Consider the following 25,334-nt stretch of genomic DNA (forward strand, 5'->3'; position numbering starts at 1 on the left):
TTGCTTATCCGACCTCGATCACAGCCTTGATCAGGCCGGATTTCTCGTGTGCCCAGCGGGCGAGATCGCGCGGCGTTTCGGTAAGCGGTGTGCGGTGGGTGACAAGCTTGGCCAATGGCACCGCGCCGTTGCGGATCGAGGCCGCGACGTGATCGAAGTCGGCGCGCAGCGCATTGCGGCTGCCGATCAGCGTCATCTCACGCTTGTGGAATTCCGGATCGGAAAAGACGATGTCGTCCTTGACGACGCTGACCAGCACCAGTGTTCCACCATGCGCGACATGGGCGAAGGCCGATTGCACCGACCGGGTGTTGCCGGTGGCGTCGAAAACCATTTCGAAGCCTTCGCCGCCGGTCGCCTCCCTGACCAGATCGGGCACCGCGCCGCGCGAGCCGTCAAGGGTCTGGAAGCCGAGTTCGTTCGCGGCGAAGGCGAGCCTTTCGCTGCTCATGTCGAGCAGCGTCACGTCGAGACCGGCGATACGGGCGAAGATGGCCGTGCCGAGCCCGATCGGGCCGGCGCCGATGACCAGCGTGCGGGCGCCGGGATCGGCGCGTGCGCGCCGCACGGCATGCGCGCCGATGGCGAGGAACTCGACGGCGGCGGCGTCCGCCAGCGGCAGACCGTTTGCCGGATAAAGATTTTGCGCCGGTACCAGGATCCGTTCGCACATGGCGCCGTCGCGATGGACGCCGAGCACCTCGATCCTGACGCAGCAGTTCGGCTTGCCGTGCCGGCAAGCGATGCACTTGCCGCATGAAAGATAGGGGTTGACGACGACTGGCTCGCCAACGGCGAGATCCACAGCTTCACCGGTCTCGAGCACGGTTCCCGATACTTCATGGCCCATGATGCGGGGATAGGCGAGGAACGGGTGCTTGCCCTCGAAGATATGGTAGTCGGTGCCGCAGATGCCGACGTGGCTGACCGCCACCAGCGCCCAGCCGGGCGGTGGCGCGCCGGGTGCGGGACGATCTTCCAGGACAAGATCGCCGGGCGAGCGGCAGACGACGGCTTTCATGCTTCAATCCAGTCTGTCATAAAATCGCCGGCCCGTCTTCATGCCAGGCCGGCGATCGATTTCAGTGGTGGTCACTTGCCGCCGCGGCGGCGCAGACCGTCGAAATAGACGATGACGATGATCAGCACGCCGGTGACGATGCGCTGCCAGAACGCGTTTACGTTCAAGAGATTGGCGCCGTTGTTGATGGTGGCGAGAATGAAGGCGCCGAGCAGCGGCCCATGCACCGAACCGACCGCGCCGAACAGCGAGGTGCCACCGATGACCGACGAGGCGATCGCTTGCAGTTCCCAGCCCTCGGCCTGGGTCGGGTTGCCGATGCCGATGCGCGAAGCCAGCAGAACGCCGACGAAGGCCGCGCAGAGACCCGATAGCGTGTAGGCCATGAAGATGGTTCGCTGGACGTTGACGCCGGACAGACGCGAGGCTTCGGCGTTCGATCCGACCGAAAACAGGTACCGGCCCCAGCGGCTGTGATGCAGGAAGACATAGGCGGGTATGCCGACCAGGATGACCATCCAGAACAGGTTGGGGACGCCAAGGAAGGAGTTGCGCGAGAATTCCTGAAAGGCGTCGTTGTTGATCGAGATTGAATTGCCGTTGGTTATCAAAAGGCCGATACCGCGCAGCGAGGTCAGTGTCGCCAGCGTGATGATGAAGGGCGGCAAGCCCATCTTGACGATGCCGAAGCCATGGAACAGGCCGATGGCGACGCCGACCAGCAAGGTGAGCAGAACGGCGAGGAAGACCGGCACGCCGGCATTGATCAGCATCGCTGCGATGACGGTGGCAAAGCCGACCACGGCGCCGACGGAAAGGTCGATGCCGCCGGTGATGATGACGAAGGTCTGTCCGACCGCAAGGATCGCGATCATCGAACCCTGACGCAGCAGGTTCGAGATGTTGTTGGCGGAGGCGAAGCTTGATGTGGACACCGACAGGATGACCCATAGCAGCACCAACAAGGCCAGAAGCGTCAGCCCGAACAAGGCGTTGTAGTTGCGCTTCGGCTTTTCGGCAGGAATCGCCTCGGTGCTCATGTCTGTCCTCCCAGCTTTTCTTGTTTCTCGGCGAGCGCCTGTGTGAGAATTTCCTCGTGGTCGGCGGTGCGGAACCCATGCGTGGCCACCAGCTTGCCGCGGCGGAACACGTGCAGGGTGTCTGCCAGTTCATAAACTTCCGGCAGGTAGGACGAGATCAGGATGATGCCGGCGCCCTTCGACAGCAATGCGCTGAAAAGGCGGTAGATCTCGGCCTTGGTGCCGACATCGACGCCGACCGTCGGCTCGTCGAAGATGAACAGCTTGGCACCATGGGCCAGCCATTTGCCGATGACGATCTTCTGCTGGTTGCCGCCGGACAGGCTGGACGCCAGCGCATTGCGCGTCGGCGTCTTGATCCGCAGATCGGCGATCTGGCGGTCGGCTTGCGTCTTTTCCTGCGCGTTGGAGATCAGCAGATTGTTCGAGATGCGCTTGTAGATCGGCAGGTTGAGATTGAGGCCGACCGGCAGGTTGAGGCAGAGGCCCTGGTCGCGGCGGCTTTCCGGCGCCAGCGCCATGCCAAGCTTGATCGCGTCATGCTCGGAATTGATCTGGACTTCCTTGCCTTCCCACAGGACCTGGCCGGCCGATTTGCGGTGGCGGCCGTAAAGCGTGGTGACGAATTCGCTGCGCCCGGCGCCGATCAGGCCGTAGAGCCCGACGATCTCGCCTGCGCGGACCGTCATCGACACATTCTCGAAGCCTTTGCCGGAGAGGTTCCTGGCTTCGAGGATTGCCGCGCCCGGCGTGAAATGTTCCTTATGGTAGATCTGCTCGATCGAGCGGTTGATCATCATCTTGACCAGCTCGGCGTCGTTGGTCTCGCTGATGTTCCTGGTGCCGACCAGCGTGCCGTCGCGCAGCACGGAGACGCGGTCGGCCAGCTCGAACACTTCCTCCATGCGATGGCTGATATAGATGATCGTCACGCCTTCGCCCTTCAGCCGGCGGATCAGCGTGAAGAGCTGATCGGCTTCCTTGCGGGTCAGGTAGGCGGTTGGCTCGTCAAAGATCAGGAACTTGGTGCCGCGCACTGTGGCGCGGGCCGCCGCAATCAGCTGCTGCTGGCCGATGGTGAGGTCACCGAGTGTGACATGCGCCGGCAGGTCGAAACCGAGATCGTCGATGATCTTCTGCGCTTCCTTGACCATGGCGCGCTGCTGCAGGATGCCGAAGCGCGAGTTCTCCTCGCCGAGAAACATGTTGGCGGCGACCGTCAGGTGACGACAGAGCACGACCTCCTGGTGCACGGCATTGATGCCAAGCGCCATCGCTTCATGCGGGGTCGCCAGCGCCGCCGGCTTGCCTTCCCAGATGACCTCTCCGGACGTGCGCGGCATGACGCCGGTCAAAAGCTTGATCAGGGTGGATTTGCCGGCGCCGTTCTCGCCGACGATGGCGTGGATTTCACCAGCCTTGAAGGCGAGGGTCACCGGTTTCAGCGCATGGGTGCCCGGATATTTCTTCTCGAGGCCGTGCAGTTCGAGGATCGTCCTGCCGGGTTCCAGCACGGGGGCCGGGTGCAGTTCCTGCGCCGTCGACGTCATGACAATCCTCCCAGATTGGCCTCACGATTTGGCATGCGGCGAGGCTTTGGCACACCGCCGGAGCAGCCTAACCCAAGCCGGCGGATTTCCAAGCGATATGCTTGGTGTTTCCGGGGCAACGAGGCCCCGGAAACAGTGCGCCTGTGCCGATGCTTAGTTGAGCTTCGGATTGAGCAGCGCGTCGATCTTCGGTTCCTTCATGTTGGCCTTGGTGACGAGGTTGGCGCCGGTGTCGACATTGGCCTCGACCTTCTCGCCCTTCGAGGCGGCGAGCGCCGTCTTGATGCCGTCATAGCCCATCCGGTACGGATCCTGGACGACGAGGCCGGAAATGACACCGTCATTGAGGAATTTGATCAGCTTCTCGTCGCTGTCGAAACCGATCAGCCCGACCTTGCCGGCAAGGTTGTTCTCGGCGATCGCCTGACCGACGCCCTGCGCCATGATCAGGTTGGAAGCGAAGATACCCTTCAGGTCCGGATTGGCGGTGATCAGATCGGTCGCGATGTTGAGACCGGTCGTGGCCTGGCCGTCGGCATACTTGTCGGCGACCAGTTCGAGGCCAGGATATTTAGCCTTGAGCTGTTCCTTGAAGCCCTGGGCGCGCTGCTCGAGCGAGCCGGCGCCGGGAAGTGCGGTGATCAGGGCAACCTTGCCTTCGACCTTGCCGCCATTGGCGGCACCGATGGCCGCGGCAAGACCGTCCGCGGCGACGCGGCCGCCCTGCACGTTGTCGGTGGTCAGGAACGAGGTGAAGGCCTTGGAGTCGGCGCCGGAGTCGATGCCGATAACCTTGACCTTGGCGGCGGCCTCATCGATCGGCTTGCCGAGTGCCTTGAATTCCGTCGGCGAGATGACGACGGCGGCCGGGTTGCCGGCAACAGCGTTCTCGAGGATGGAGATCTGGCCGTTGACGTCGGTTTCAGCCTGGGCACCGAGTTCCGGCACGTTGACGCCGAGATCCTTGCCGGCCTTGCGGGCGCCGGCCAGAACGATCTGCCAGTAGAAGGACGTGGTGTCCTTGACGATGATCGGAATGGTCACGTCCGCCGCCGAAACCGGCGCCGAATGCATGACGCCGGCGAGCATGGAAGCTGCTGCCAGTGCCATGACGGCGCGGCGGTTGAGAATGCTGGTCACGAATTTCATAGGATTCCTCCCTAAGTCGCCCGGTGAACGTTACGGAAGCTCCATCCGGATAGGCGCGGCCCAAACAGAACTTTATCAATAAAAAACATTTACCTCGTTTTGATAGTGCATCGACTGGGTCGATGCAAGCGGTGTTTCATGCCAGTCCTCCCGTGGCCCGGCAGAGGCTGATCCACCGCGCCGCTCCTCCTTTGCCGCGGCCAGACACTCCCGTTTCCGTTCCGTGAACACATGGAATATTAATTCCATGTGTTAGTCAATATGGAATGTTCATTCTTTTCTGGGATGGCGAGGCTGTGATGCCTGGGGCGCCTGCTCACGGCGGGTGGACGCGCGTCTCACGCCAGTTCCTGCACCACCGTGTAGGGGCGATATCTGGCGTATTCCGTCTCCGGGAAGTCGACATCGAGCAGGTCGAGGTTGCGCGTCAGGTTCGCCAGTTTGGCTGTGCCGGTCAGCACGGTGGCGACCACGGGCTCATGCAGGGGAAACCGGAACGCGGCAGCGGCCAGCGGATAACCGCCTTCGGCGGCGATCTTCTCCATCGCATCGACACGGTCGAGGATATCGCGGCTGGCGGGCTGATAGTCGAAATGCGCGCCTTGCACCGGTCCGGTCGCCAATATGCCGGAGTTGAACACGCCGCCGATGACCAGTGAGGTCTGTTGTGCGCGGCATAGCGGCAGCAGTTCGGCTTCGGCACTGCGGTCGAGCAAGGAATAGCGGCTGGCGAGCAGGATGCAGTCGAGCGGTGCCCGGCGCATCACGTCGAGGCAGATCTGGACTTCGTTGACGCCGAGCCCATAGGCGGAAATCACCCCGGAAGATTTCAATTCCTCCAGCGCCTTGAGGCCGCCATCCATCAATTGGCGAAAGTGCAGCTTGGTCTTCTCGACGCCATGCGTATAGGTGCCGATGTCGTGGACGAAGAGGATGTCGATCTTGTTGAGGCCAAGCCGCGCGTAGCTGAAATCGACCGAGCGCATGATGCCGTCATAGGAATAATCGTAGTCGAGCGCGAAGGGCAGCGGGTCGACATAGGAGTGATCGGGAACCTGGTCTTCCGGCACCGGGCGGAACAGGCGGCCGACCTTGGTCGACAACACATAGGAATCGCGCGGCTTGTAGCGCAGGAAGTCGCCGAAGCGCCGTTCCGACAGGCCGAAACCGTAGAAGGGCGCGGTGTCGAAGTAGCGCAGGCCGGCTTCCCAGGCGCCTTGCAGCGTCTCCATCGCCGCCTCGCGCGAACAGGCGCGGTAGAGGCCGCCGATCGCGGCGCCGCCAAAGCTGACCTCGGTGACCTCGAGCGCAGTCTTGCCGATGCGGCGCTTTTCCATGCACAACCTCCCGTTCCCGACCGTTGTCCGGCCTGGCAGTCTTCAGATATCGGTGAAATCTAGAGCGTTGCGCCAAGATGCCAGGGCACGAACTCGTTGTCGCCGTAGCCGAAGTCCTCGCTCTTGGTCTTGCGGCCGGAAGCCGTCTCGACGATCAGTTCGAAGATCTCGCGGCCCATGCCGGCGATGGTCTTTTCGCCGGAGGCGATGACGCCGCAGTTGACGTCCATGTCCTCTTCCATCTGGTGATACATGGTCGAATTGGTGGCGACCTTGATCGACGGCGTCGGCCGGCAGCCGAAGCAGGAGCCGCGGCCGGTGGTGAAGACGATGACGTTGGCGCCGCCGGCCACCTGGCCGGTGGCCGAGACCGGGTCGTAGCCGGGCGTGTCCATGAACACCAGGCCGTGCCCGGTGACCTTTTCGGCATAGCCGAACACGCCGTTGAGCGGCGTCTGGCCGCCCTTGGCGACCGCGCCGAGCGATTTTTCCAGGATGGTGGTCAGGCCGCCGCGCTTGTTGCCGGGCGAGGGATTGTTGTCGATCGAGGCGCCGTGCTTGGCGACGTGATCCTCCCACCATTTCACGAAGCCGTCGAGCTTCTGCGCGACCTCCGGCGTTGCCGCGCGGTAGGCGAGCAGATGTTCGGCGCCGTAGATTTCCGTGGTCTCGGACAGGATGCCGATGCCGCCGACGCCGGCCAGGATATCGACAGCCGCACCCAGCGCCGGATTGGCCGTGATGCCCGACATGCCGTCGGAGCCGCCACATTGCAGGCCGACGACGATCTCGCTGACCGGGATCGGCTCACGCTTCAACTGACCGACTTCCTCCGCGATCTCGGCCAGCACGCCCATCGCCATTTCGACCGATTTGCGCGAACCGCCGGCGTCCTGGATGTTGAAATGGCGTTTGCCGGCGGCGACGCCCTTCTGGCCGTAAAGGGTCAACTGATTGACCTCGCAGCCGAGCCCGACCATCAGCACGCCGCCGAAATTCGGATGACGGGCGTAGCCGGCGAGCGTGCGGTGCAGCACCATCATGCCGTCGCCGGTGGCGCTCATGCCGCAGCCCTGGCCGTGGACGATGGGAACAAAGCCGTCGATGCCGGGATATTTCGGCAGCAGCGTGCGGTTGGCGTGATCGGCGATGGTACGGCAGACGGTGGCCGAGCAATTGACGCTGGCGATGATGCCGATGAAGTTGCGCGTGCCGGCGCGGCCATCGGCGCGGCGATAACCCATGAAGGTGCGGGCGCGGTCCGCCTCCGTTGCGTGCTCCGCCTCGCTCGGCGGCACCACCGGCAAACGACCGGCTTCGAAAACCAGATTGTGCGAATGGACATGCTCGCCGGGCGCGATGTCCTGCGTGGCGCGGCCGATCGCCTGGGCGTATTTGACCACGGCCGAGCCTGCGGGAATGGGCTTGATCGCTACCTTGTGGCCGGGCTCGATGACGGCGGTGGCAAGCGCGCCGCCCGGCAGCGCGGTGCCGATCTCGATGCGGCCGTTGGCGACGGCGACATTGTCGGCGGCGGAGAGAAGAATGCTGTTCGAGGCGTTCACGGGCGGTTTCCTGGGTGATCCTGGGATGCGCGGGCGGATTGACACGCGCCTGTTAAGAGGTAATGTCTTTTATCGTGAAAAAACATTTTTGCGTCAATTGTTTTTTCGCCGCAGTTCCGCGTGGCTCTGGGTGAGGGGGATGCTTCAAGCACCGAGCCAGACCTTGGATTGCCGAAAAGCGATTCCGCTTTTCGGGACCATGCGCTAGGAACGTCATATTGCGCTTCAAGCCGGCCACCGCAAGCGCCGGCGTGCAACGGGTCAGGGATGTCGAAGAGCAACAACGTCTACAAGGATGCCTACAACCGCTGCCTCAGGCTGCTCGACGAAACGCGCAGCCTGCCGTCGGAGCCGGAGCTGGGTACCTTGCTTGGCGTCAGCCGTACGACCGTCCGCAGCATCCTGGCGCGCATGGAAGAGACCGGGCTGATCACCTGGAACAAGCGTGCCAAGACGGTGCTGCGCGAACCGCGTCCAGATGATTTCTTCCCGGAGGAAGAAACCGACACGCTGGCAGAGATCATCGAGCGGTCGTTCATGCGACGGCTGCTCGCCGGTGGCGCCGAAGCTGGCATGCAGATCAACGAGCTCGAACTGGCGCGCGAGATCGGGGTTGGCACCACCAGCGTGCGCGAGTTCCTGATCCGCTTCTCCCGCTTCGGCCTGATCGAGAAGCGCCGCAACAGCCATTGGGTGCTGAAGGGCTTCACCCGTGCCTTCGCGCTGGAGTTGACCGAGATCCGCGAGATGTTCGAACTGCGCTCGGCGGCCGCCTTCGCCGCCTTGCCGCAGGACAGCACGGTCTGGGTCGATCTCGACCGTCTGGAGGATGAGCATCGCCTGCTCGCGCGCGAGATCGCCACCCGCTTCAACGAATTCTCGGAGCTGGACGAGCGCTTTCACCGGCTCATCCATCGCGCGTCGCGCAACCGATTCATCGTCGATTTCTACGACGTCATCGCCATGATCTTCCACTATCACTACCAGTGGAACAAGGCGCAGGAGCGTGAGCGCAACGAAGTGGCGGTCGGTGAGCATCTTGCCTACATCGAGGCGCTCAAGTCGCGCGACCTCGGCAAGGTCGACGCGGCCTGCCGCAAGCACCTGAAGTCGGCGCGTCACACCTTGCTGACCTCGATCCCTGAAAACCGGCCGCTGCAAAAATCCTGATCGCGCCGCGTTGCCGCAGCATCGAATTGCCGATTTTCCACCCGCCAGCCGCATGCTAGGTATGTAGCATTGCTGCGAAGAGGCAGGGCTTTGAGCGTATCGAGAAGACGGTGGAGCATGCCGGCCGCGCTTGTCGCGGCCTACCTGCTGCTGCTCCAGTCGACGCTCGGCGCGTTCGCCTTCGGCGCCGGGCCGACTGCGGCGCAGATCGACGCTTTCGGCAATGTCATCTGTACCCATGAGGGTGCGGCCGAGCTTCCGGGCGGCAATCCGCAACCGTCCCATGCGCCGGCATGCTGCGTGCTTGGCTGCAGCATGGTTTCGACGGCCTTCGCGCCGCCGCCCGACACCGGCCTGGCGCTGGGCAGCCTTTCCTTTGAAACGGTCGCTTTTGTCTTTCCGGCAACGCCGCACCTGGACTTCGCGCGTGAGCGCTCGCCGTCGAACCCGCGTGCGCCGCCGCTGCCGGCCTGAGCCTGCCTGCCGGCGGAACCTTTCGCGGGCGTACCCATCCAAAGATCAGAACTGCTCGCGACCGGTACCGGCGCGATCATCACTTCATGGAGCAACCATGTCCTATTTTTTCCCTACCGCCGCGCGTCCTGCGCTCGGCCGCAACAGATCCTTCCTGCGTAGCTTCGAGGAGCGTCTCGGCATTGCCGTGCTGGCTCTTGCCCTGTTGTTCGCCGGTGCCCAGACCGTCCTGGCGCATGAGTTCAAGGCCGGCGATCTCGAGATCGGGCATCCCTGGTCGCGCGCCACGCCGGCCGGCGCCAAGGTGGCCGGCGGCTATTTCACCATCACCAACAATGGCAGTGCGCCCGACCGGCTGCTGTCGATTTCCTCCGATGTTTCGGACAAGGCCGAACTGCATGAGATGGCGGTGAAGGACGGTGTCATGACCATGCGGCCGGTTGCCGGCGGCCTGGAAATCCCGGCCGGCGGCAAGGTGGCCCTTGCGCCTGGCGGCTATCACCTGATGTTCATCGGACTGAAGCGGCAACCCAAGCAAGGCGAGAAATTTTCCGCCACGCTGACTTTCGAGAAGGCTGGCACGGTCAGCGTCGATTTCGCCGTCGAAGGCATGGGCGAGATGGGCGGCATGGACGACCACGCCAATTGATCGCGCCAGCAGGTTTCAGAGGGATCATCATGAACAAGTATATTTTGTCGGCCGGCGCGCTTTTCGTGCTGGGGACAAGCGCCGCCTTCGCGCACATCACGCTCGAAACACAGGAAGCCGCGGTCGGCTCGACCTACAAGGCAATCCTGCGCGTGCCGCATGGCTGCGACGGCAAGGCGACGACAGCGGTGCGCGTACAGATCCCGGAAGGGGTGATCGCGGTGAAGCCGATGCCGAAACCGGGTTGGACATTGCAGGCCAAGAAGGGCAAATACGAAAAATCCTACCAGCTCTACGGCCAGGCGGTGACCGATGGGGTCAAGGAAATCGACTGGAGCGGCGGCAGCCTGCCGGATGAATTCTACGACGAGTTCGTCTTCCGTGCACAGTTGACCGCGGATCTGCCGGCGGGTGAAGAACTCTACTTCCCGGTGGTGCAGGAATGCGATGGCGTCGCCGATCGCTGGATCGAGATCCCGGCGGCCGGCCAGGATGAAGACGCCCTGGAGAATCCGGCACCCGGCATCAAGCTGTTGCCCAGGAAGTGATTTTTGGCGGCGCGCTTCAAAACGGAGCGCGCCGCTCTCTCAGCGGTGATGACATGAACGCGGCATTTGTCCTGGAGCAGGCCTGCACCATCCACCGTAGCGTCGGCCGGCTTGCTGCTGGCCTGCTGCTTGGATTTCTGCTGCTTGCCGCGGCACTGATGCCGGACCGGGCCTTTGCCCATGCCGCCCTGATCAAGACAGATCCGGCCGACGGCGCGGTGCTGGCACAGGCTCCGGCACGGTTCTCATTGACCTTCAGCGAGCCGGTGTCGCCGCTGGTGCTGACGCTGGTGAAGCCCGACGGCACGCCGCTTGCACTGACATCCTTCCGCCTCGGCGACCAGACGGTCGAGATCGACACTCCGCAGACCCTTGGACCCGGTACGCATGTGTTGAGCTGGCGGGTCATTTCCGCCGACGGTCATCCGGTCGGCGGTTCGCTGCTGTTTTCCATCGGCGCGCCAAGCGCGCCGCCCGCCGTGCCCGAGTTTGTCGACTGGCGGTTGCGCTCGGCAATCTGGCTCGGCAAGGTCTTTCTCTACATTGGCCTTTTCCTTGGCGTCGGCGGCGCCTTCGCCTTCGCCTGGTTGGCCGGCGGCGGACAGGCTGGTCGGCGTTTCGTCATCGCTGCGATCCCGTGCGGGTTGATTGGGGCATCCTTGTCGCTCGGCCTGCAGGGGCTGGATGCGCTCGGGGCACCGCTTTCTCATCTGGCGCAGCCGGTCATCTGGCGGACCGGGCTCGGCACCAGTTTCGGCTGGACGGTGCTCATTGCCCTGATGGCGCTGGGCCTCGGCCTGCTGTCGCTGGTCGGGCCGCGCGCGACCGCCAAGCCATTCGCCCTGGCAGGGCTGGCCGGGGTGGGTGCCGCGCTTGCCGCCAGCGGCCACGCCAGTGCCGCCGAACCACAATGGCTGACGCGGCCGATGGTGTTCCTGCATGGCGTCGGCATCGCTTTCTGGGCCGGCGCGTTGATGCCGCTCGGCCTGGCGCTGAAGGGTCAATCGGCGGAGGCCGCGCCGTTCCTGCGCCGGTTTTCCTGGCTGATCCTGCCTGTGGTCGCCGTGCTGGCCGCCGCCGGCATCGTGCTTGCCGTCATCCAGGTGCAGACACCCACAGCGCTGGTCGATACCGCCTATGGCCGGTTGCTGCTGATCAAGCTCGGGTTGCTGGTCTTCCTGTTCACGCTCGCCGCCGTCAACCGCTGGAAACTCACAGCGTCGGCCGAGGCGGGAGCGACGGAAGTGCAACGCAGGCTCTCTCGCTCGATCGGCGTCGAAATGCTGATCGTGCTGGCGATCTTCGGCGTTGCCGCGGGATGGCGCTTCACGCCGCCGCCACGGGCACTGGCGATCGCGGCGGGGCAACCAGCCTCGGTCCACATTCACGCGCTGAAGGCGATGGCCGATCTCAGCATCACGCCTGGCCACGCCGGGCCGGTCGCCGCCTCGATGATCATCATGACCGGCGATTTCGGGCCGCTCGACGCCAAGGAGGTGACGCTGGTGCTTTCAAAACCGGATTCCGGCATCGAGCCGCTGAAGCGCGCCGCGACCAAGCCCGGCGACGGCAGCTGGCGTGTCGACAACCTCGTCATCCCGGTTCCCGGCAAGTGGACGGTGCGCATCGACATCCTGGTCTCGGACTTCGAGATGGTGAAGATCGAAGCGCCCATCGACATCAGGCCGTAGAGGCGGACTTCCAAGCGCTTCGGCACGAGCCCGGCCCGACAATCCGGGCAACACAATTCGGCGAGGCGGTTGACGTGACCCGAAAGGCCCGTCAATCATCTCGCGAAGAATGGGCATCCGCGCAAATAGCGAGCTCGAACAAACAAGATCCGAAAGCAGGGAAGAAACGATGGAAAAAGCCGAAATCGGCCTGATCGGCCTTGGCACGATGGGCTCCAACCTGGCGCTCAACATCGCCGAGCACGGCCACCGCATCGCCGTCTTCAATCGCACCAGGGCACGCACCGACGCTTTCGTCGAAAATGCCGGTGCGTTGAAGGACATGGTGGTGCCCTGCTACAGCCTGGAAGAGCTCGCCGCGGCGATCCGGCCGCCGCGCCCGATCATCATCATGGTGCTGGCTGGCAAGCCAGTCGACGAGCAGATCGCGGCCTTGCGCGGGGTGCTGTCGGCCAATGACATCGTCATCGACGCCGGCAACGCCAATTTCCGCGACACGATGCGGCGCTTCTCCGAACTGTCCGGTTCAGGCCTCACCTTTATCGGCATGGGCGTTTCCGGCGGCGAGGAGGGCGCGCGCCACGGACCGTCGATCATGGTCGGCGGCACCGAAGAGAGCTGGAAGCGCGTCGAGAACGTGCTGACCGCCATTTCTGCCAAGTTCAAGGACGAGCCCTGCGCGGCGTGGCTCGGCACCGACGGCGCCGGGCATTTCGTCAAGACCATCCACAACGGCATCGAATATGCCGATATGCAGATGATCGCCGAAATCTACGGCATCCTGCGCGACGGCCTCGGCATGGGGCCGAAAGATATCGGCACGGTGTTTTCCAACTGGAACAAGGGTCGGCTCAACTCCTACCTGATCGAGATCACCGCCAAGGTGCTGGCCGCCGACGATCCGAAGACCGGCAAGCCGGTGGTCGACATCATCCTCGACCGAGCCGGCCAGAAGGGCACCGGCAAATGGTCGGTCATCGAGGCGCAGCAACTCGGCATCCCGGCAACGGCAATCGAGGCGGCGGTGGCGGCGCGCGTTCTGTCGTCGATCAAGGACGAGCGGCTGGCGGCTGAAAAAGCCTATGGCAATGTCGGCGTGGCGAAGATTTCGGGCGACAAGGACGCGGTGCTGAAAGACCTCGAACTGGCGCTGTTTGCCGGCAAGATCGCCGCCTATGCCCAAGGTTTCGCGGTTATGAGCGGCGCATCGAAGGAGTTCAACTGGAACCTGCCGATGCCAACCATCGCCAAGATCTGGCGAGCCGGCTGCATCATTCGTTCGCAGCTGCTCGACACCATGGCCGACGCCTTCAGCACGGGCGGCGCAGCCACCAACCTTCTGATGGCGCCGGCCTTTATCTCGTTGATGCAGGAGGCGCACCCGTCGCTGCGGCGCGTCGTGGCGAGAGCATCCGAGGCCGGTACGCCGGTGCCGGCACTGTCTTCGGCACTTGCCTATTTCGACAGCTATCGCCAGGGCCGCGGCACCTCCAACCTGATCCAGGCGCAGCGTGATTTCTTCGGCGCGCATGGCTTCGAGCGCATCGACGGGCCGGGCGCGTTCCATGGTCCGTGGGGCAGCGGCGCGGCTGGCTGATCAGAGCATCGGACCAAATCAGTCGGCTGAACGCCGATAGGCCAGCACCTCGCCTGGCAAGCTGAGCGACTGCAGCGAGCCGGGCGCGGCGCCGCCGATCCAGCCGAGCACGGAGCGGGCGAGTTCGGAGCCCGCCAGCCGGAAGTTCTCGTTGACGACGAGCAGTTCCGGCCGGAACAGATGCAAGAGGTCCGACGACTGCTTGGACACCACATCGACGTCGCGGCCGAGCTTGAGGCCAGCATCCTCGATGCCGGCGACGATGGCGAGTGTCGCGGCGGCGGCGCTGCTGACGAAACCGTCCGGCCGGTTTTCACGGCGCATCAGTTGCGCGGTCCGGCTCCTGATCTGCTCGATCGAATGGTCGATCGAAACGGTGTTGAACGGGATTTCGCTGGCGCCAACCTCGCTCAGCGCATCGGCAAACCCGTTCAGCGTGTGGCTGTAATAGGTCAGCCCGGGCGGCGGCGACAGAAGCGCCAGCTTGCGGCGGCCCATGTTCGCCAACCGGCGCACGGCCTCGATCGCGAAAGCATGGTTGTCGAAGTCGTGGTAGGGGTGGACGAGACCCATGTCAGTGCGGCCATGCGTGGCAAAAGGCATGCCGTGCTCCAGCATGTAGCGGGCGCGCGGATCGTTCGGTTGGGTGCGTGAGATGATGACGCCGTCGGCAGAGCCGGTCTCGACGAGATAGCGGATTGGCTCCATCGGGTCCTGGGAGCGGGAATAGGGCGTGACGATCAGGTGATAGGGCGTTTCGGCGAGCACTTCCGAAACGCCATAGATGATGTCCGAGACGAAGCTCATGATCTCGCGATCGGTGTTGAGCACGAGGCTGATGACGTTGGTCCTGCCGGTGCGCAGGCGCACGCCGGCGCGGTTCGGCCGATAACCGATCTGCTTGGCCACCAGCTGCACGCGTCGCCTGGTCTCGGCGCCGATTTCCGGGGCATCCTTCAAGGCGCGCGACACGGTGGTGACGCCGAGCCCTGTCATGAAGGCAAGCGTCTTCAGCGTCGGTCGCCCCTGCGCCGACGCCTCTTCCTTCTTGCCCCTGCGCTGTTTGTCCATTGGTCCCGCCCGTCAGGCGCATAGCAGTCGCCGGGCAGGTCGGCAATCACCGCCCCTGCGATACGACATGCGCTCCAGCCCTGGTAGATCTAGATATACTGAAACGTTACAGATTGCCAATATCGCGATGCCGACCGCTTATCGCGAGGGGACGGCTCCGGTGCGAAACCCATTGGGATTCTAGAAGGAATCTCGTCCCTTGCCGGTCATTCAAGCGTCTTGCACTGCAGCGAGCATATTGCGGTGCACATAGGCATTGCCGTTCGCACGAATTTGTTCGCGGCTCGAAAAAATGTTGAGCCTGCTTCGCCCATGGGCTTGCACAGTCCGCGTAATTCCCGTATCGAAAATCTGTAACGTTTCAGATTCTGGGAGGAACCGAAATGCGATACAAACTTTTGACCGCTGCCCTGGCAGCGACGGCTGCCCTGCAGTTTGCCGGTCCGGCCGCCGCGACCGATCTGGAAGTCACCCATTGGTGGACTTCGGGCGGCGAGGCGGCGGCGGTCGCGGAACTCGCCAAGGCTTTCGATGCAACCGGCAATCACTGGGTGGACGGCGCCATCGCCGGTTCCGGCGGCACGGCGCGGCCGATCATGATCAGCCGCATCACCGGCGGCGATCCGATGGGCGCCACCCAGTTCAACCACGGCCGCCAGGCGGAAGAGCTGGTGCAGGCCGGCCTGATGCGCGACCTCACCGACGTCGCCACCAAGGGCAAGTGGACGGAGATTGTGCGGCCGAAGAGCCTGCTCGACAGCTGCACCATCGACGGCAAGATCTATTGCGTGCCCGTCAACATCCATTCCTGGCAGTGGCTGTGGCTGTCGAACGAGGCCTTCCAGAAGGCCGGCGTGCCGGTGCCGAAGGATTGGAATGAATTCGTGGCCGCCGCCCCGGCGCTGGAGAAGGCAGGCATCGTCCCGCTCGCCGTCGGCGGGCAGGCATGGCAGTCCTCCGGCGCCTTCGACGTGCTGCTTGCAGCGGTGGGCGGCTCGGACGCGTTCCTCAAGGTCTACAAGGACAAGGACGCAAAATTCGCCGCCGGACCCGAAGTCGCCAAGGTTTTCAAGGCTGCGGACGATGCCCGCAAAATGGCAAAGAACACCAATGTGCAGGACTGGAACCAGGCCACCAACATGGTCATTACCGGCAAGGCCGGCGGCCAGATCATGGGTGATTGGGCGCAAGGCGAGTTTCAGGTTGCCGGAAAGACCGCCGGCAAGGATTATACCTGCCTGCCGGGCCTTGGGCTGAACGAAGTCATCGCCACCGGCGGCGACGCCTTCTACTTCCCGCTGCTCAAGGATGCCGACAAGGCCAAGGCGCAGGAGGTGCTGGCCGAGACGCTGCTCGATCCCAAGACGCAGGTCGCCTTCAACCTGAAGAAGGGCTCGCTGCCGGTGCGCGGCGACGTCGATCTCAATGCGGCTAACGACTGCATGAAGAAGGGCCTCGCCATCCTCGCCAAGGGCGCCGTCATACCGTGGACGGACCAGTTGCTCTCGCAGGACACCCAGAAGCAGAAGGAAGATCTTTTCGCCGAATTCTTCGCCAAGCCGGAGTTGACCGTGGAAGACGCGCAGAAGCGCTTCGCCGCCCTCATCGCGTCGGCGGACTGACGTTGGAGGCAACCCACCTCGGTCCCGGCCTTGCACACGCAAGGCCGGGACCGCACCGCCCTTACCCAGCCGGCTGACGAGATGAGCAAGAGCGAACGCCCCAACCCGCTGTTCCGCAACCTCAATGCGAAGGTCGCCTCGATCCCGATGATCCTCACCGCAGGGGTGGTTTTCGTCGGCGGCACTCTTTGGACGGTGCTCTATTCCTTCACCAATTCGAAACTCTTGCCGCGGCTGAATTTCGTCGGGCTCGACCAGTATTACAGGTTGTGGGTGACGCCGCGCTGGCTGATCTCGATCGAGAACCTCTTGATCTACGGCGCGATCTCGCTGGTTTTCTCACTGGTGATCGGCTTCCTGCTTGCCGCGCTGCTCGACCAGAAGATACGCTTCGAGGATACGTTCCGGACCATCTTCCTCTATCCCTTTGCGCTCTCTTTTATCGTCACCGGCCTTGTCTGGCAGTGGCTGCTCAATCCGGATTTCGGCATCCAGCATGTGGTGCGGGGGCTGGGTTGGGAGAGCTTCAGCTTCGACCCGCTCTACAATTCCAGCATCGTCATCTACGGCATATCGATCGCGGCGCTGTGGCAGGGCACCGGGCTCATCATGTGCCTGATGCTGGCCGGCCTGCGTGGCATAGACGAGGACATCTGGAAGGCCGCGCGGGTGGACGGGATACCGATGTGGAAGACCTATCTGTTCATCATCATCCCGATGATGAGGCCGGTCTTCATCACCACGCTCGTCATCATCGCCTCCGGCATCGTCAAGGTCTATGACCTCGTCGTGGCCCAGACCAGTGGCGGCCCGGGCATCGCCTCCGAGGTGCCGGCCAAGTACGTGTATGACTACATGTTCTTCGCCCAGAACCTCGGCCAGGGTTTTGCCGCCTCGACCATGATGCTGCTCTCGGTGGTGATCGTCATCGTGCCATGGGCCTATCTCGAATTCGGGCGGCGCAAATGAGTATGGCAAACACCAACGCTCCAACAATCGCTGCCAGCCAGGACAACGCCGGGCCCTACGGCCCGAAACCGCGCCGCGTGTTTTCGCGCCGCAACATTTTCCTCTACGGCACGCTCTTTGTCATCGCGGCCTACTATCTGTTGCCGCTCTATGTGATGGTCGTCACTTCGCTCAAGGGCATGCCGGAAATCCGGCTCGGCAACATCTTCTCGCCGCCGCTCGAGATCACCTTCGAGCCGTGGGTCAAGGCCTGGTCGACGGCCTGTACCGGACTCAACTGCGACGGGCTTTCGCGCGGCTTCTGGAATTCGGTGCGCATCACCGTGCCTTCGGTGCTGCTGTCGATCGCCATCGCCTCGGTGAACGGTTACGCGCTGGCCAATTGGCGCTTCAAGGGCGCCGACACCTTTTTCGTCATCCTGATCGTCGGTGCCTTCATTCCCTACCAGGTGATGATCTATCCGATCGTCATCATCTTGCGCGAGATCGGCCTCTACGGCAGCCTCAGCGGGCTGGTGATCGTCCATTCCATTTTCGGCATGCCGATCCTGACCTTGCTGTTTCGCAACTATTTTTCGTCCATGCCGGAAGAGCTGTTCAGGGCGGCGCGTGTCGACGGCGCCGGCTTCTGGGGCATCTTCCTGCGCATCATGCTGCCGATGTCGCTGCCGATCTTCGTCGTGGCCATCATCCTGCAGGTGACCGGCATCTGGAACGACTTCCTGTTCGGCGTCGTCTACACCCGCCCCGACACCTATCCGATGACGGTGCAGCTCAACAACATCGTCAACTCGGTGCAAGGCGTGAAGGAGTACAACGTCAACATGGCCGCCACCATCCTGACCGGGCTTGTGCCACTTATCGTCTATTTCATTTCCGGCAAGCTTTTCGTCCGCGGCATCGCCGCCGGCGCGGTGAAAGGGTGATGGCGATGACGGCGGCCAACGGCACCAGCGTTTCGATCCAGAACCTGTCGCTGAATTTCGGTGCGGTGACCGTCCTGGAGACGCTCAATCTCGATGTCGCCAATGGCGAATTCATCGTGCTGCTCGGCCCCTCCGGCTGCGGCAAGTCGACCTTGCTCAACTGCATCGCCGGACTGCTCGACGTCTCGCAAGGCCGCATCTTCATCAAGGGCAAGAACGTCACTTGGGAAGAACCCAAGGACCGCGGCATCGGCATGGTGTTCCAGTCTTATGCGCTCTATCCGCAGATGACGGTGGAGAAGAACCTGTCCTTCGGCCTGCGCGTCGCCGGCACACCGAAGGACGAGATCGCCAAGCGGATCGCGCGGGCCGCCGAAATCCTGCAGATCGAGCCGCTGCTGCAACGCAAGCCGGCGGCGCTCTCCGGTGGCCAGCGCCAGCGCGTGGCGATCGGGCGGGCGCTGGTGCGCGACGTCGACGTGTTCCTGTTTGACGAGCCGCTCTCCAATCTCGACGCCAAGCTGCGCGCCGAACTGCGTGTCGAGATAAAGCTGCTGCACCGCAAGCTGCAGAACACCATGATCTACGTTACCCACGACCAGATCGAGGCGATGACGCTGGCCGATCGTATTGCCGTCATGAAAGGCGGCGTCATCCAGCAGCTCGATGCGCCGCAAACCATCTACAACCGTCCGGTCAACCGCTTTGTCGCCGGCTTCCTCGGTTCGCCGGCGATGAATTTCATCGACGGGCAGGTGGCGGCCGGCACTGCTTTCAAGACCGGAAATGTCTCCATACCGCTCGACCGCTATGCTTTCGACGCGGCGGGCAACAGCGGCGGGCCTTGCGTTTTCGGTATCCGGCCCGAGCACGTCGCCTTTGGCGAGGCGGCGAACACCATGCCCTTTGCCACCGATGCCGCGGTCGAGATCGTCGAGCCGATGGGCTCCGACACGCTGGTGTGGACGAAGCTCGGCGGCCACAATTTCTCTTTCCGCGTCGAGGCGGAAAAGACGCTGCGCAATGGCGAGCCGATCCGGATCGGCTTCGATCCCGCCCGCGCCTCGCTGTTCGACAGCCAATCCGGCAACCGCATGTAGCCCCAAGACCCACCATCCCCAAGCAGAACGGACAGAGACGATGAACTGGTCATTCCAACTGTACAGCGCCCGCAATTTCCAGCCCTGGGAAGGCGTGCTCAGCACGCTCGGCAAGCTCGGCTACACCGAGGTTGAAGGCTTCGGCGGCGTCTATGACGATCCAAAGAACTTCCGCGCGGAACTCGACAAGAATGGCCTCGCCATGCCGACAGGGCATTTCTCGATCGACGCGCTCGAGAAGGATTTCGACGGCGTGCGCAAAATTGCCGACGTGCTCGGCATCACGCTGCTCATCTGTCCCTTTCTGATGCCTGACCAGCGGCCGTCCGACGCCGCCGGCTGGCGCGGCTTTGGCGAACGCTTGGCCAAGGTCGGCACGACCGCAAAGAAGGCTGGCTACGGCTTTGCCTGGCATAACCATGATTTCGAGTTCAAGAAGCTTGCCGACGGATCGGTGCCGCAGGACCACATCCTGTCCTCCGCGCCTGACATCGGCTGGGAAATGGACGTCGCCTGGGTGGTGCGCGGCGGCGGCGATCCGCTGCCCTGGATCGAGAAACACGGCAAGCGCATCAGTGCCGTTCACGTCAAGGACATCGCCAAGCCTGGCGAGGGGCTGGACGAGGATGGCTGGTCGGATGTCGGCCACGGCACCATCGACTGGGCCGGCCTGATCAAGGTGCTGCGCGCCAGGAGCGCCGCCAAGTACTTTGTCATGGAACAGGACAACCCGAACGACATCGAGCGCTTCGCCCGCCGCTCCATCGCAACCGTAAAAAACTACTAGGAACAATCAGCATGGCAAAGAAACTGGGTATCGGCGTCATCGGCTGCGGCAACATCTCGAAGGCGTATTTTTCGCTGGCGCCGCTGTTTCGCGGCATCGAGATGCGCGCCTGCGCCGACATCAACATGGATGCCGCCAGGGCGCGGGCAAAGGAGTTCAAGCTGCGCGCCGAAACAGTCGACGGATTGTTGAAAGCCGACGACATCGACATCATCGTCAATCTGACCATCCCGGCGGTGCACTACGAGGTGTCGAAGCAGGTGCTCGACGCCGGCAAGCACGTCTATTCGGAAAAGCCCTTCGTGCTGTCGGTCAAGGAAGGCCAGGACCTCAAGGCGCGAGCGGAGAAGAGGGGGCTGCGCATCGGCTCGGCGCCCGATACCTTCCTCGGCGGTGCGCATCAGCTGGTCCGCGAGCTGATCGACGGGGGAAAACTCGGCAAGATCACCAGCGGCACGTGCCACGTCATGGGCCACGGCATGGAGCACTGGCACCCCAATCCCGACTTCTTCTTCCAGCCTGGCGCGGGACCGGTGCTCGATATCGGACCGTATTACATCACCAATCTGATCCAGCTGATCGGACCGGTGAAACAGGTCGCGGCCTTCGCGACGACGCCGGCCAAGGAGCGCACCATCAGTTCAAAGCCGCGCGCGGGCGAAAAGATCCCGGTCAACACGCCGACGACCATCCATGGCCTGCTGGAATTCGAGAACGGCGCCGTGGTGACGCTGAACACAAGTTGGGATGTCTGGGCCCACGGCCATGCGCCGATGGAACTCTATGGCGAGGCTGGCACGGTGTTTGTGCCGGATCCAAACTTCTTCGGTGGCGATGTGCGCTTCACCGAGGACAGCAAGCCGGTCAAGAAACTGCCGAAATGGAAGCATCCGTTCGGCGTGCCCAACGAGATGCATTCGCAAGGCATGATGGCCAACTACCGCACGGCGGGCCTCGCCGACATGGCGCTGGCGATCACCGAGGGCCGGCCGCACCGCTGCTCGATGGAACTGGCGTTGCACGCCGTCGACGTGATGACGGGGCTGCTGCGCTCGGGCGAGACCGGCAAGTTCGTCGCCATGCAGACGACATGCGAGCGGCCGGCGGCACTTGGCGTCAAGGAAGCCAAGGAGCTGCTGGCAAAGAAGAAATAGGCCACGCGCCGCATCCCTCTCCCCGTTCTAGCGGGGAGGGGGTAAGGGAGAGGGGCTGAGCCGACTCGCCGCGTTGTCGCGGTGGCAGCCGACGGGCTCGCTTCCATTTGAGGATTTCCCATGCCCTACACACCCGCCGAAAACCGCTACGAGAACATGGTCTACAACCGTTGTGGTCGCTCCGGCCTTAAGCTGCCGGCGATTTCGCTCGGGCTGTGGCACAATTTCGGCAATGATACGCCGCACAAGACCAAGCAGGCGATCGCCCGCAAGGCCTTCGATCTCGGCATCACGCATTTCGACCTCGCCAACAATTACGGTCCGCCGCCCGGTTCGGCGGAGACCGCTTTCGGCGAAATCCTGCGCACCGATTTCGCCGGCTATCGCGATGAGCTGATCATCTCGACCAAGGCCGGCTATGAGATGTGGGCCGGTCCCTATGGCGAATGGGGCGGGCGCAAATACATGCTGGCCAGCCTCGACCAGAGCCTGAAGCGGATGGGTCTCGACTATGTCGACATCTTCTATTCGCACCGCTTCGATCCCGATACGCCGCTGGAAGAAACCATGGGAGCGCTCGATCATGCCGTGCGCTCGGGCAAGGCGCTCTATGCCGGTATCTCGTCCTACAATTCGCAGCGTACACGCGAGGCCGCGGATATCCTGAAGCAACTCGGGACGCCCTGCGTCATCCACCAGCCGAGCTATTCGATGCTGAACCGCTGGGTCGAGGAGGACGGCCTGCTCGACACGCTGGAAGGGCTCGGCGTCGGCTCGATCGTGTTCTCGCCGCTGGCGCAAGGCATGCTGACCGACAAATATCTCGGCGGCATCCCGCAAGGCAGCCGCGCCTCCCAGGGCAAGTCGCTGAAGACGGCGTTCATCAACGACAGGACCATCGCCAACATCAAGGCGCTCGACGCCATTGCCGGCAAGCGCGGCCAGACGCTGGCGCAGATGGCGCTGGCCTGGGTGCTGCGCAAGGGCAAGGTGACCTCGGCGCTGATCGGCGCCAGCCGGCCGGAGCAGGTCGAGGACTGCGTCGGCGCGCTCAAGGTGCTCGACTTCAGCGATGCCGAACTGGCCGAGATCGATACCTACGCACGCGAGTCCGACATCAATCTGTGGGCTGCTTCGGCCGAACGCAAAGGCCCGCCGAGGAAATAGCTTGCTTTACAAGCCGGCAAACCAAAACGGCGGGAACCCCTCCCGCCGTTTTTCACGCAAAAAGCGATGACCGCGCGTCAGGGCGTCGCCGGCCTCTGGGCGGTGCCAAGTCCGACCTTGGGCTTTTCCGGCGCGGGCGCAGGAGTCTTCATCTTCGCCTCGATCCAGCCGCTGTAGTTGGCCAGCCGCGTGTAGATGCCATAGGCGTCCTTGTGGCCGCAGGCAGCACTTCCGTCCGCCGGGCCTTCGCCCCAGCTGACGACGCCGACCTGGACCGGGCCACCGGCGCCGGTCATGAACAGCGGGCCGCCGCTGTCGCCATTGCAGGCGTCGCGCACGCCGCTGGTGGTGCCGGCGCAGATCATGTTGTTGGTCAGCGGGTCGGTCATGTCGGCGGCGATCGCATTGGCGGCGGCTTCGATGCCCTTTTCCGAGTAGCGCATGCGATGGGACAGATCGCCCAATGCGGCCTTCAGATCATGCGCATAGATGGCCTTGATGCCGCTGTTGCAGGCGCTGTTCGGCTGCAGGTCCAGGTCGGCAACCATCAGCGTGGTGGGAAAGGTCCCGTCCTGCATCTTGCCCCAGCCGGTGACGGTCGTCTTGCCGGCATCGGGGGTAGCCTCGTGGGCAAGCTTGATGGCCGGCGCATCGGCCGGCTCGGCAAGCCGAAGCAGGCCGAGGTCGTTGTCGAGCGTCTGCTCGCTGTAGCCTTCGTTGACGATGACCTCCACCACCTTGTGGCGCTTGCCCTCGCTCAGCTCGGTGGCGCCGGTCAGCACGGTGACGGAGTCTGGCGAAATCGGCTGGCCCTTGTCGTTGAGGCAGTGCGCCGCGGTGAGCACCCATTGCGGCGCGATCAGGCTGCCGCCGCAGAATTGTGCATTGGCCTGCGAGGCCGGGTTCTCGTCCAGCCTGTCGGTGGTAAGCAGCGCGACCTGGAACGGGTAGGCGCCCTTTTCGGCCTGGTTGCCGCCATAGACGCGATCGGTGCCTTCGGGATTTTCCGCCGCTGCCTTGGCCCTGGCATCGGCGACACGTTTCATCGGCGAAACCGCCGCTTCGGGCCTGGCGATGTCATCCGCCTGGCTGGTGTTGATTGATATAACGGCAGCGGCGATGCCAAGCAGCGAAGCGGCAACGATTGGCCCGAACCGACTTGTGATGTGCACCTGAAACCTCCTGAAACCATTTTCCCGTGCAGGCCGGTGCCGGGACATGATGCAATGAGGCGGTGCCGGTTTCGAGATCCGGACGCGTGCCACTTTCAATTGGCGCGCGATCGGTCACAAAACCGAATCCCACTTTTGCTAACCGTGCCCGCGAGCAGGACCCGCACAAACCCTATAGCCCCCCACGGGCTACGTGGAAGTGATTTGTCATTGCCAATGTTGGATTATTTTAGGCAGTATATCGCCGCGGGCGTTTTTTGGCGGGGGCCTTCAAATGACCGTGCAGAACAACGATCGGGCCGAACGCCGGCAGGGAAACTCATTTATCGGCGTCACCACGATCTCGACAATATTTCTGTATTTTGATCCAGTCCTTGCTGACTTTTGGGAGAGTCTCACCATGACAAAACTGACAAACGCACTCATTGCGTCCGCATTGCTTTCCACGGCAATGTGGACGGCCCCTGTATTCGCCGCCGACCCTGGCTCCGCCAGCGCCGGCAACGGCGAAAGCATGCGGGACGCGACTTCAGGCGACTACAAGCCCGGGCGGGCAAAGCCAATCGCGTCGCCGAAGCTGACTGACGAAGACAGCCGCGCCGCGCCGCTTGCCGACGAGGCAACGGCTGTCAAATCCTATGGCATCGTCGGACGTTCCGCAGATGGCAAGGAGATCAAGATCGAACCGAGCGAAGCGCTGCGGGACCTTATCATCAAGGAACTGAATGCGCCGGCCAATGGAGCTGAAGCGGGTCCGCGCAAGACCGAGGATCCCGGGCTCGGCGAAGGCGAAGCCGGCCGCCAGGTTTTCGGCACCGACGATCGCGAGCAGGTCAAGAACACCAAGACCTATCCGTTCTCGGCAATCGGCTATCTCGAAGCCAAATCGGCGAAGACGGGCAGCTACGGCAGCTGCTCGGCAACGCTGATCGGCCCCCGCACGGTGCTCACCGCGGCGCACTGCCTCTACAGCCATGAGGACAAGGACTGGCTCTCCGAATATCTGTTCGTTCCAGGCCTCAATGGCAGCACCGCCGATGACGCGCCGTTCGGCGCCTTCACCTATGAAAGCGCCTATGTGCTGCAAGGCTTCATCGACAACTACCAGGGCTATTATGGTTCGGTCATCCCGTGGGATCTCGGCATCATCACGCTGAAGCAGGATGTCGGCACCAACCTCGGCTGGCTGGGCTATGCCAATTATGACGATCTTGGCGACTTCACCGCCAATCTCGTCGGCTATCCCGGCGACAAGCCGATGGGCACGATGTGGAAAGCGAACTGCGAGGTTCATGCCGAGAACATCGCCCCGGAGTATTTCCAGTATGACTGCGATACGTTCCCGGGATCGAGCGGCAGTTCCGTCTATGCCTACGACAACAACTCCAAGCAGCGCATCATCACCGGCGTCAACGTTGCGGAAAGCCCGGAAGCGAATACGGCCGTGCGCCTGAACGCCGCCAACGTCCAGTGGATCAACAGCCTGTACAAATAGTCCTTGCGCTTTCGCAACGGAGACAAGGGCGGCGGACCGGTTCCGCCGCCTTTTCATGCCAGGGCTTCCTTCGCGGCTTC

23 protein-coding genes are annotated in these 25,334 nt (G+C 63.2%); 15 read left to right on the forward strand and 8 right to left on the reverse strand.

The genetic code is table 11. From position 1 onward, the window contains the following. Nucleotides 1–4: 4 nt before the first annotated feature. From OOJ09_RS22910 to OOJ09_RS22935, 6 genes are all read right to left on the reverse strand, one after another. Nucleotides 5–1,021 (reverse strand): zinc-binding alcohol dehydrogenase family protein, encoded by a 1,017-nt coding sequence (locus OOJ09_RS22910; protein WP_269907389.1) that lies wholly within the window; start codon nt 1,019–1,021, stop codon nt 5–7. A 71-nt stretch (nt 1,022–1,092) separates the two neighbouring features. Then, complete coding sequence (locus OOJ09_RS22915; RefSeq protein WP_269907390.1) at nt 1,093–2,061, reverse strand: ABC transporter permease; 969 nt, start codon at nt 2,059–2,061, stop codon at nt 1,093–1,095. Next, nucleotides 2,058–3,611 (reverse strand): sugar ABC transporter ATP-binding protein, encoded by a 1,554-nt coding sequence (locus OOJ09_RS22920; protein WP_269907391.1) that lies wholly within the window; start codon nt 3,609–3,611, stop codon nt 2,058–2,060. Before OOJ09_RS22920 ends, OOJ09_RS22915 begins: the two co-directional genes overlap by 4 nt. 153 nt (nt 3,612–3,764) lie before the next feature. After that, nucleotides 3,765–4,760 (reverse strand): ABC transporter substrate-binding protein, encoded by a 996-nt coding sequence (locus tag OOJ09_RS22925; protein ID WP_269907392.1) that lies wholly within the window; start codon nt 4,758–4,760, stop codon nt 3,765–3,767. Nucleotides 4,761–5,098: 338 nt separating this feature from the next. Continuing rightward, complete coding sequence (locus OOJ09_RS22930) at nt 5,099–6,097, reverse strand: aldo/keto reductase (protein WP_269907393.1); 999 nt, start codon at nt 6,095–6,097, stop codon at nt 5,099–5,101. Nucleotides 6,098–6,156: 59 nt separating this feature from the next. Next, nucleotides 6,157–7,662, reverse strand: coding sequence for a UxaA family hydrolase (locus OOJ09_RS22935; protein ID WP_269907394.1), 1,506 nt, complete (start codon nt 7,660–7,662; stop codon nt 6,157–6,159). On the opposite strand from OOJ09_RS22935, the gene OOJ09_RS22940 reads away from it, so the two are divergent. The 7 genes from OOJ09_RS22940 to gndA all read left to right on the forward strand — a co-directional run bounded on the left by OOJ09_RS22940 (nt 7,643) and on the right by gndA (nt 13,791). Then, nucleotides 7,643–7,870: a hypothetical protein gene (locus OOJ09_RS22940; RefSeq protein ID WP_269907395.1), complete on the forward strand. Its 228-nt coding sequence runs from the start codon at nt 7,643–7,645 to the stop codon at nt 7,868–7,870. The genes OOJ09_RS22935 and OOJ09_RS22940 overlap by 20 nt on opposite strands. Nucleotides 7,871–7,929: 59 nt before the next feature. Then, nucleotides 7,930–8,832: a GntR family transcriptional regulator gene (locus OOJ09_RS22945; protein WP_256751643.1), complete on the forward strand. Its 903-nt coding sequence runs from the start codon at nt 7,930–7,932 to the stop codon at nt 8,830–8,832. 117 nt (nt 8,833–8,949) lie between these two features. Further along, complete coding sequence (locus tag OOJ09_RS22950; protein ID WP_269907396.1) at nt 8,950–9,306, forward strand: hypothetical protein; 357 nt, start codon at nt 8,950–8,952, stop codon at nt 9,304–9,306. A gap of 97 nt (nt 9,307–9,403) precedes the next feature. Then, entirely contained in the window at nt 9,404–9,955 is a 552-nt protein-coding gene (locus tag OOJ09_RS22955) for a copper chaperone PCu(A)C (protein WP_269907397.1), read from the forward strand. A 29-nt stretch (nt 9,956–9,984) separates the two neighbouring features. Then, the gene (locus OOJ09_RS22960; protein WP_269907398.1) at nt 9,985–10,503 is read left to right on the forward strand and encodes a YcnI family protein; all 519 of its coding nucleotides are present in this window, start codon (nt 9,985–9,987) and stop codon (nt 10,501–10,503) included. Nucleotides 10,504–10,556: 53 nt separating this feature from the next. Then, nucleotides 10,557–12,194 (forward strand): copper resistance CopC/CopD family protein, encoded by a 1,638-nt coding sequence (locus OOJ09_RS22965; RefSeq protein WP_269907399.1) that lies wholly within the window; start codon nt 10,557–10,559, stop codon nt 12,192–12,194. 169 nt (nt 12,195–12,363) lie between these two features. Further along, nucleotides 12,364–13,791: an NADP-dependent phosphogluconate dehydrogenase gene (gene gndA, locus OOJ09_RS22970; RefSeq protein WP_269907400.1), complete on the forward strand. Its 1,428-nt coding sequence runs from the start codon at nt 12,364–12,366 to the stop codon at nt 13,789–13,791. Between the two features lie 18 nt (nt 13,792–13,809). On the opposite strand, the gene OOJ09_RS22975 is transcribed toward gndA, so the two are convergent. After that, the gene (locus OOJ09_RS22975; protein ID WP_269907401.1) at nt 13,810–14,862 is read right to left on the reverse strand and encodes a LacI family transcriptional regulator; all 1,053 of its coding nucleotides are present in this window, start codon (nt 14,860–14,862) and stop codon (nt 13,810–13,812) included. 383 nt (nt 14,863–15,245) lie between these two features. On the opposite strand from OOJ09_RS22975, the gene OOJ09_RS22980 reads away from it, so the two are divergent. The 7 genes from OOJ09_RS22980 to mgrA all read left to right on the forward strand — a co-directional run bounded on the left by OOJ09_RS22980 (nt 15,246) and on the right by mgrA (nt 22,587). Continuing rightward, the gene (locus tag OOJ09_RS22980; protein WP_269907402.1) at nt 15,246–16,484 is read left to right on the forward strand and encodes an ABC transporter substrate-binding protein; all 1,239 of its coding nucleotides are present in this window, start codon (nt 15,246–15,248) and stop codon (nt 16,482–16,484) included. A gap of 81 nt (nt 16,485–16,565) precedes the next feature. Continuing rightward, nucleotides 16,566–17,453, forward strand: a complete 888-nt coding sequence (locus tag OOJ09_RS22985) for a carbohydrate ABC transporter permease (RefSeq protein ID WP_269907403.1) — start codon at nt 16,566–16,568, stop codon at nt 17,451–17,453. Further along, nucleotides 17,450–18,379 carry a carbohydrate ABC transporter permease gene (locus OOJ09_RS22990; RefSeq protein ID WP_269907404.1) on the forward strand — a complete coding sequence of 310 codons (930 nt, stop codon included), beginning with the start codon at nt 17,450–17,452 and terminating at the stop codon, nt 18,377–18,379. Before OOJ09_RS22985 ends, OOJ09_RS22990 begins: the two co-directional genes overlap by 4 nt. A 5-nt stretch (nt 18,380–18,384) precedes the next feature. Beyond that, nucleotides 18,385–19,479, forward strand: a complete 1,095-nt coding sequence (locus OOJ09_RS22995) for an ABC transporter ATP-binding protein (protein ID WP_420107538.1) — start codon at nt 18,385–18,387, stop codon at nt 19,477–19,479. A 40-nt stretch (nt 19,480–19,519) separates the two neighbouring features. Then, complete coding sequence (locus tag OOJ09_RS23000; protein WP_269907406.1) at nt 19,520–20,266, forward strand: sugar phosphate isomerase/epimerase family protein; 747 nt, start codon at nt 19,520–19,522, stop codon at nt 20,264–20,266. A gap of 11 nt (nt 20,267–20,277) precedes the next feature. Next, entirely contained in the window at nt 20,278–21,420 is a 1,143-nt protein-coding gene (locus OOJ09_RS23005; protein ID WP_269907407.1) for a Gfo/Idh/MocA family protein, read from the forward strand. A 120-nt stretch (nt 21,421–21,540) separates the two neighbouring features. After that, entirely contained in the window at nt 21,541–22,587 is a 1,047-nt protein-coding gene (gene mgrA / locus OOJ09_RS23010; RefSeq protein WP_269907408.1) for an L-glyceraldehyde 3-phosphate reductase, read from the forward strand. Between the two features lie 77 nt (nt 22,588–22,664). Here mgrA and OOJ09_RS23015 read toward each other — a convergent pair whose 3' ends face one another. Continuing rightward, nucleotides 22,665–23,759 carry a S1 family serine peptidase gene (locus OOJ09_RS23015; protein ID WP_269907409.1) on the reverse strand — a complete coding sequence of 365 codons (1,095 nt, stop codon included), beginning with the start codon at nt 23,757–23,759 and terminating at the stop codon, nt 22,665–22,667. Between the two features lie 400 nt (nt 23,760–24,159). On the opposite strand from OOJ09_RS23015, the gene OOJ09_RS23020 reads away from it, so the two are divergent. Continuing rightward, a complete protein-coding gene (locus OOJ09_RS23020; RefSeq protein WP_269907410.1) occupies nt 24,160–25,254 on the forward strand; it encodes a trypsin-like serine peptidase in 1,095 nt (364 codons plus the stop codon). The last annotated feature ends 80 nt before the right edge of the window (nt 25,255–25,334 follow it).

This window comes from Mesorhizobium qingshengii (assembly GCF_027563465.1).
Taxonomy (GTDB): Bacteria; Pseudomonadota; Alphaproteobacteria; order Rhizobiales; family Rhizobiaceae; genus Mesorhizobium; species Mesorhizobium qingshengii_A.

Coding starts and splice junctions, on each gene's coding strand:
- OOJ09_RS22910 (WP_269907389.1), bottom strand. CDS start 1,021: ATGAAAGCCGTCGTCTGCCGCTCGCCCGGCGATCTTGTCCTGGAAGAT.
- OOJ09_RS22915 (WP_269907390.1), bottom strand. CDS start 2,061: ATGAGCACCGAGGCGATTCCTGCCGAAAAGCCGAAGCGCAACTACAAC.
- OOJ09_RS22920 (WP_269907391.1), bottom strand. CDS start 3,611: ATGACGTCGACGGCGCAGGAACTGCACCCGGCCCCCGTGCTGGAACCC.
- OOJ09_RS22925 (WP_269907392.1), bottom strand. CDS start 4,760: ATGAAATTCGTGACCAGCATTCTCAACCGCCGCGCCGTCATGGCACTG.
- OOJ09_RS22930 (WP_269907393.1), bottom strand. CDS start 6,097: ATGGAAAAGCGCCGCATCGGCAAGACTGCGCTCGAGGTCACCGAGGTC.
- OOJ09_RS22940 (WP_269907395.1), top strand. CDS start 7,643: ATGCTGTTCGAGGCGTTCACGGGCGGTTTCCTGGGTGATCCTGGGATG.
- OOJ09_RS22945 (WP_256751643.1), top strand. CDS start 7,930: ATGTCGAAGAGCAACAACGTCTACAAGGATGCCTACAACCGCTGCCTC.
- OOJ09_RS22950 (WP_269907396.1), top strand. CDS start 8,950: ATGCCGGCCGCGCTTGTCGCGGCCTACCTGCTGCTGCTCCAGTCGACG.
- OOJ09_RS22955 (WP_269907397.1), top strand. CDS start 9,404: ATGTCCTATTTTTTCCCTACCGCCGCGCGTCCTGCGCTCGGCCGCAAC.
- OOJ09_RS22960 (WP_269907398.1), top strand. CDS start 9,985: ATGAACAAGTATATTTTGTCGGCCGGCGCGCTTTTCGTGCTGGGGACA.
- OOJ09_RS22965 (WP_269907399.1), top strand. CDS start 10,557: ATGAACGCGGCATTTGTCCTGGAGCAGGCCTGCACCATCCACCGTAGC.
- gndA (WP_269907400.1), top strand. CDS start 12,364: ATGGAAAAAGCCGAAATCGGCCTGATCGGCCTTGGCACGATGGGCTCC.
- OOJ09_RS22975 (WP_269907401.1), bottom strand. CDS start 14,862: ATGGACAAACAGCGCAGGGGCAAGAAGGAAGAGGCGTCGGCGCAGGGG.
- OOJ09_RS22980 (WP_269907402.1), top strand. CDS start 15,246: ATGCGATACAAACTTTTGACCGCTGCCCTGGCAGCGACGGCTGCCCTG.
- OOJ09_RS22985 (WP_269907403.1), top strand. CDS start 16,566: ATGAGCAAGAGCGAACGCCCCAACCCGCTGTTCCGCAACCTCAATGCG.
- OOJ09_RS22990 (WP_269907404.1), top strand. CDS start 17,450: ATGAGTATGGCAAACACCAACGCTCCAACAATCGCTGCCAGCCAGGAC.
- OOJ09_RS22995 (WP_420107538.1), top strand. CDS start 18,385: ATGACGGCGGCCAACGGCACCAGCGTTTCGATCCAGAACCTGTCGCTG.
- OOJ09_RS23000 (WP_269907406.1), top strand. CDS start 19,520: ATGAACTGGTCATTCCAACTGTACAGCGCCCGCAATTTCCAGCCCTGG.
- OOJ09_RS23005 (WP_269907407.1), top strand. CDS start 20,278: ATGGCAAAGAAACTGGGTATCGGCGTCATCGGCTGCGGCAACATCTCG.
- mgrA (WP_269907408.1), top strand. CDS start 21,541: ATGCCCTACACACCCGCCGAAAACCGCTACGAGAACATGGTCTACAAC.
- OOJ09_RS23020 (WP_269907410.1), top strand. CDS start 24,160: ATGACAAAACTGACAAACGCACTCATTGCGTCCGCATTGCTTTCCACG.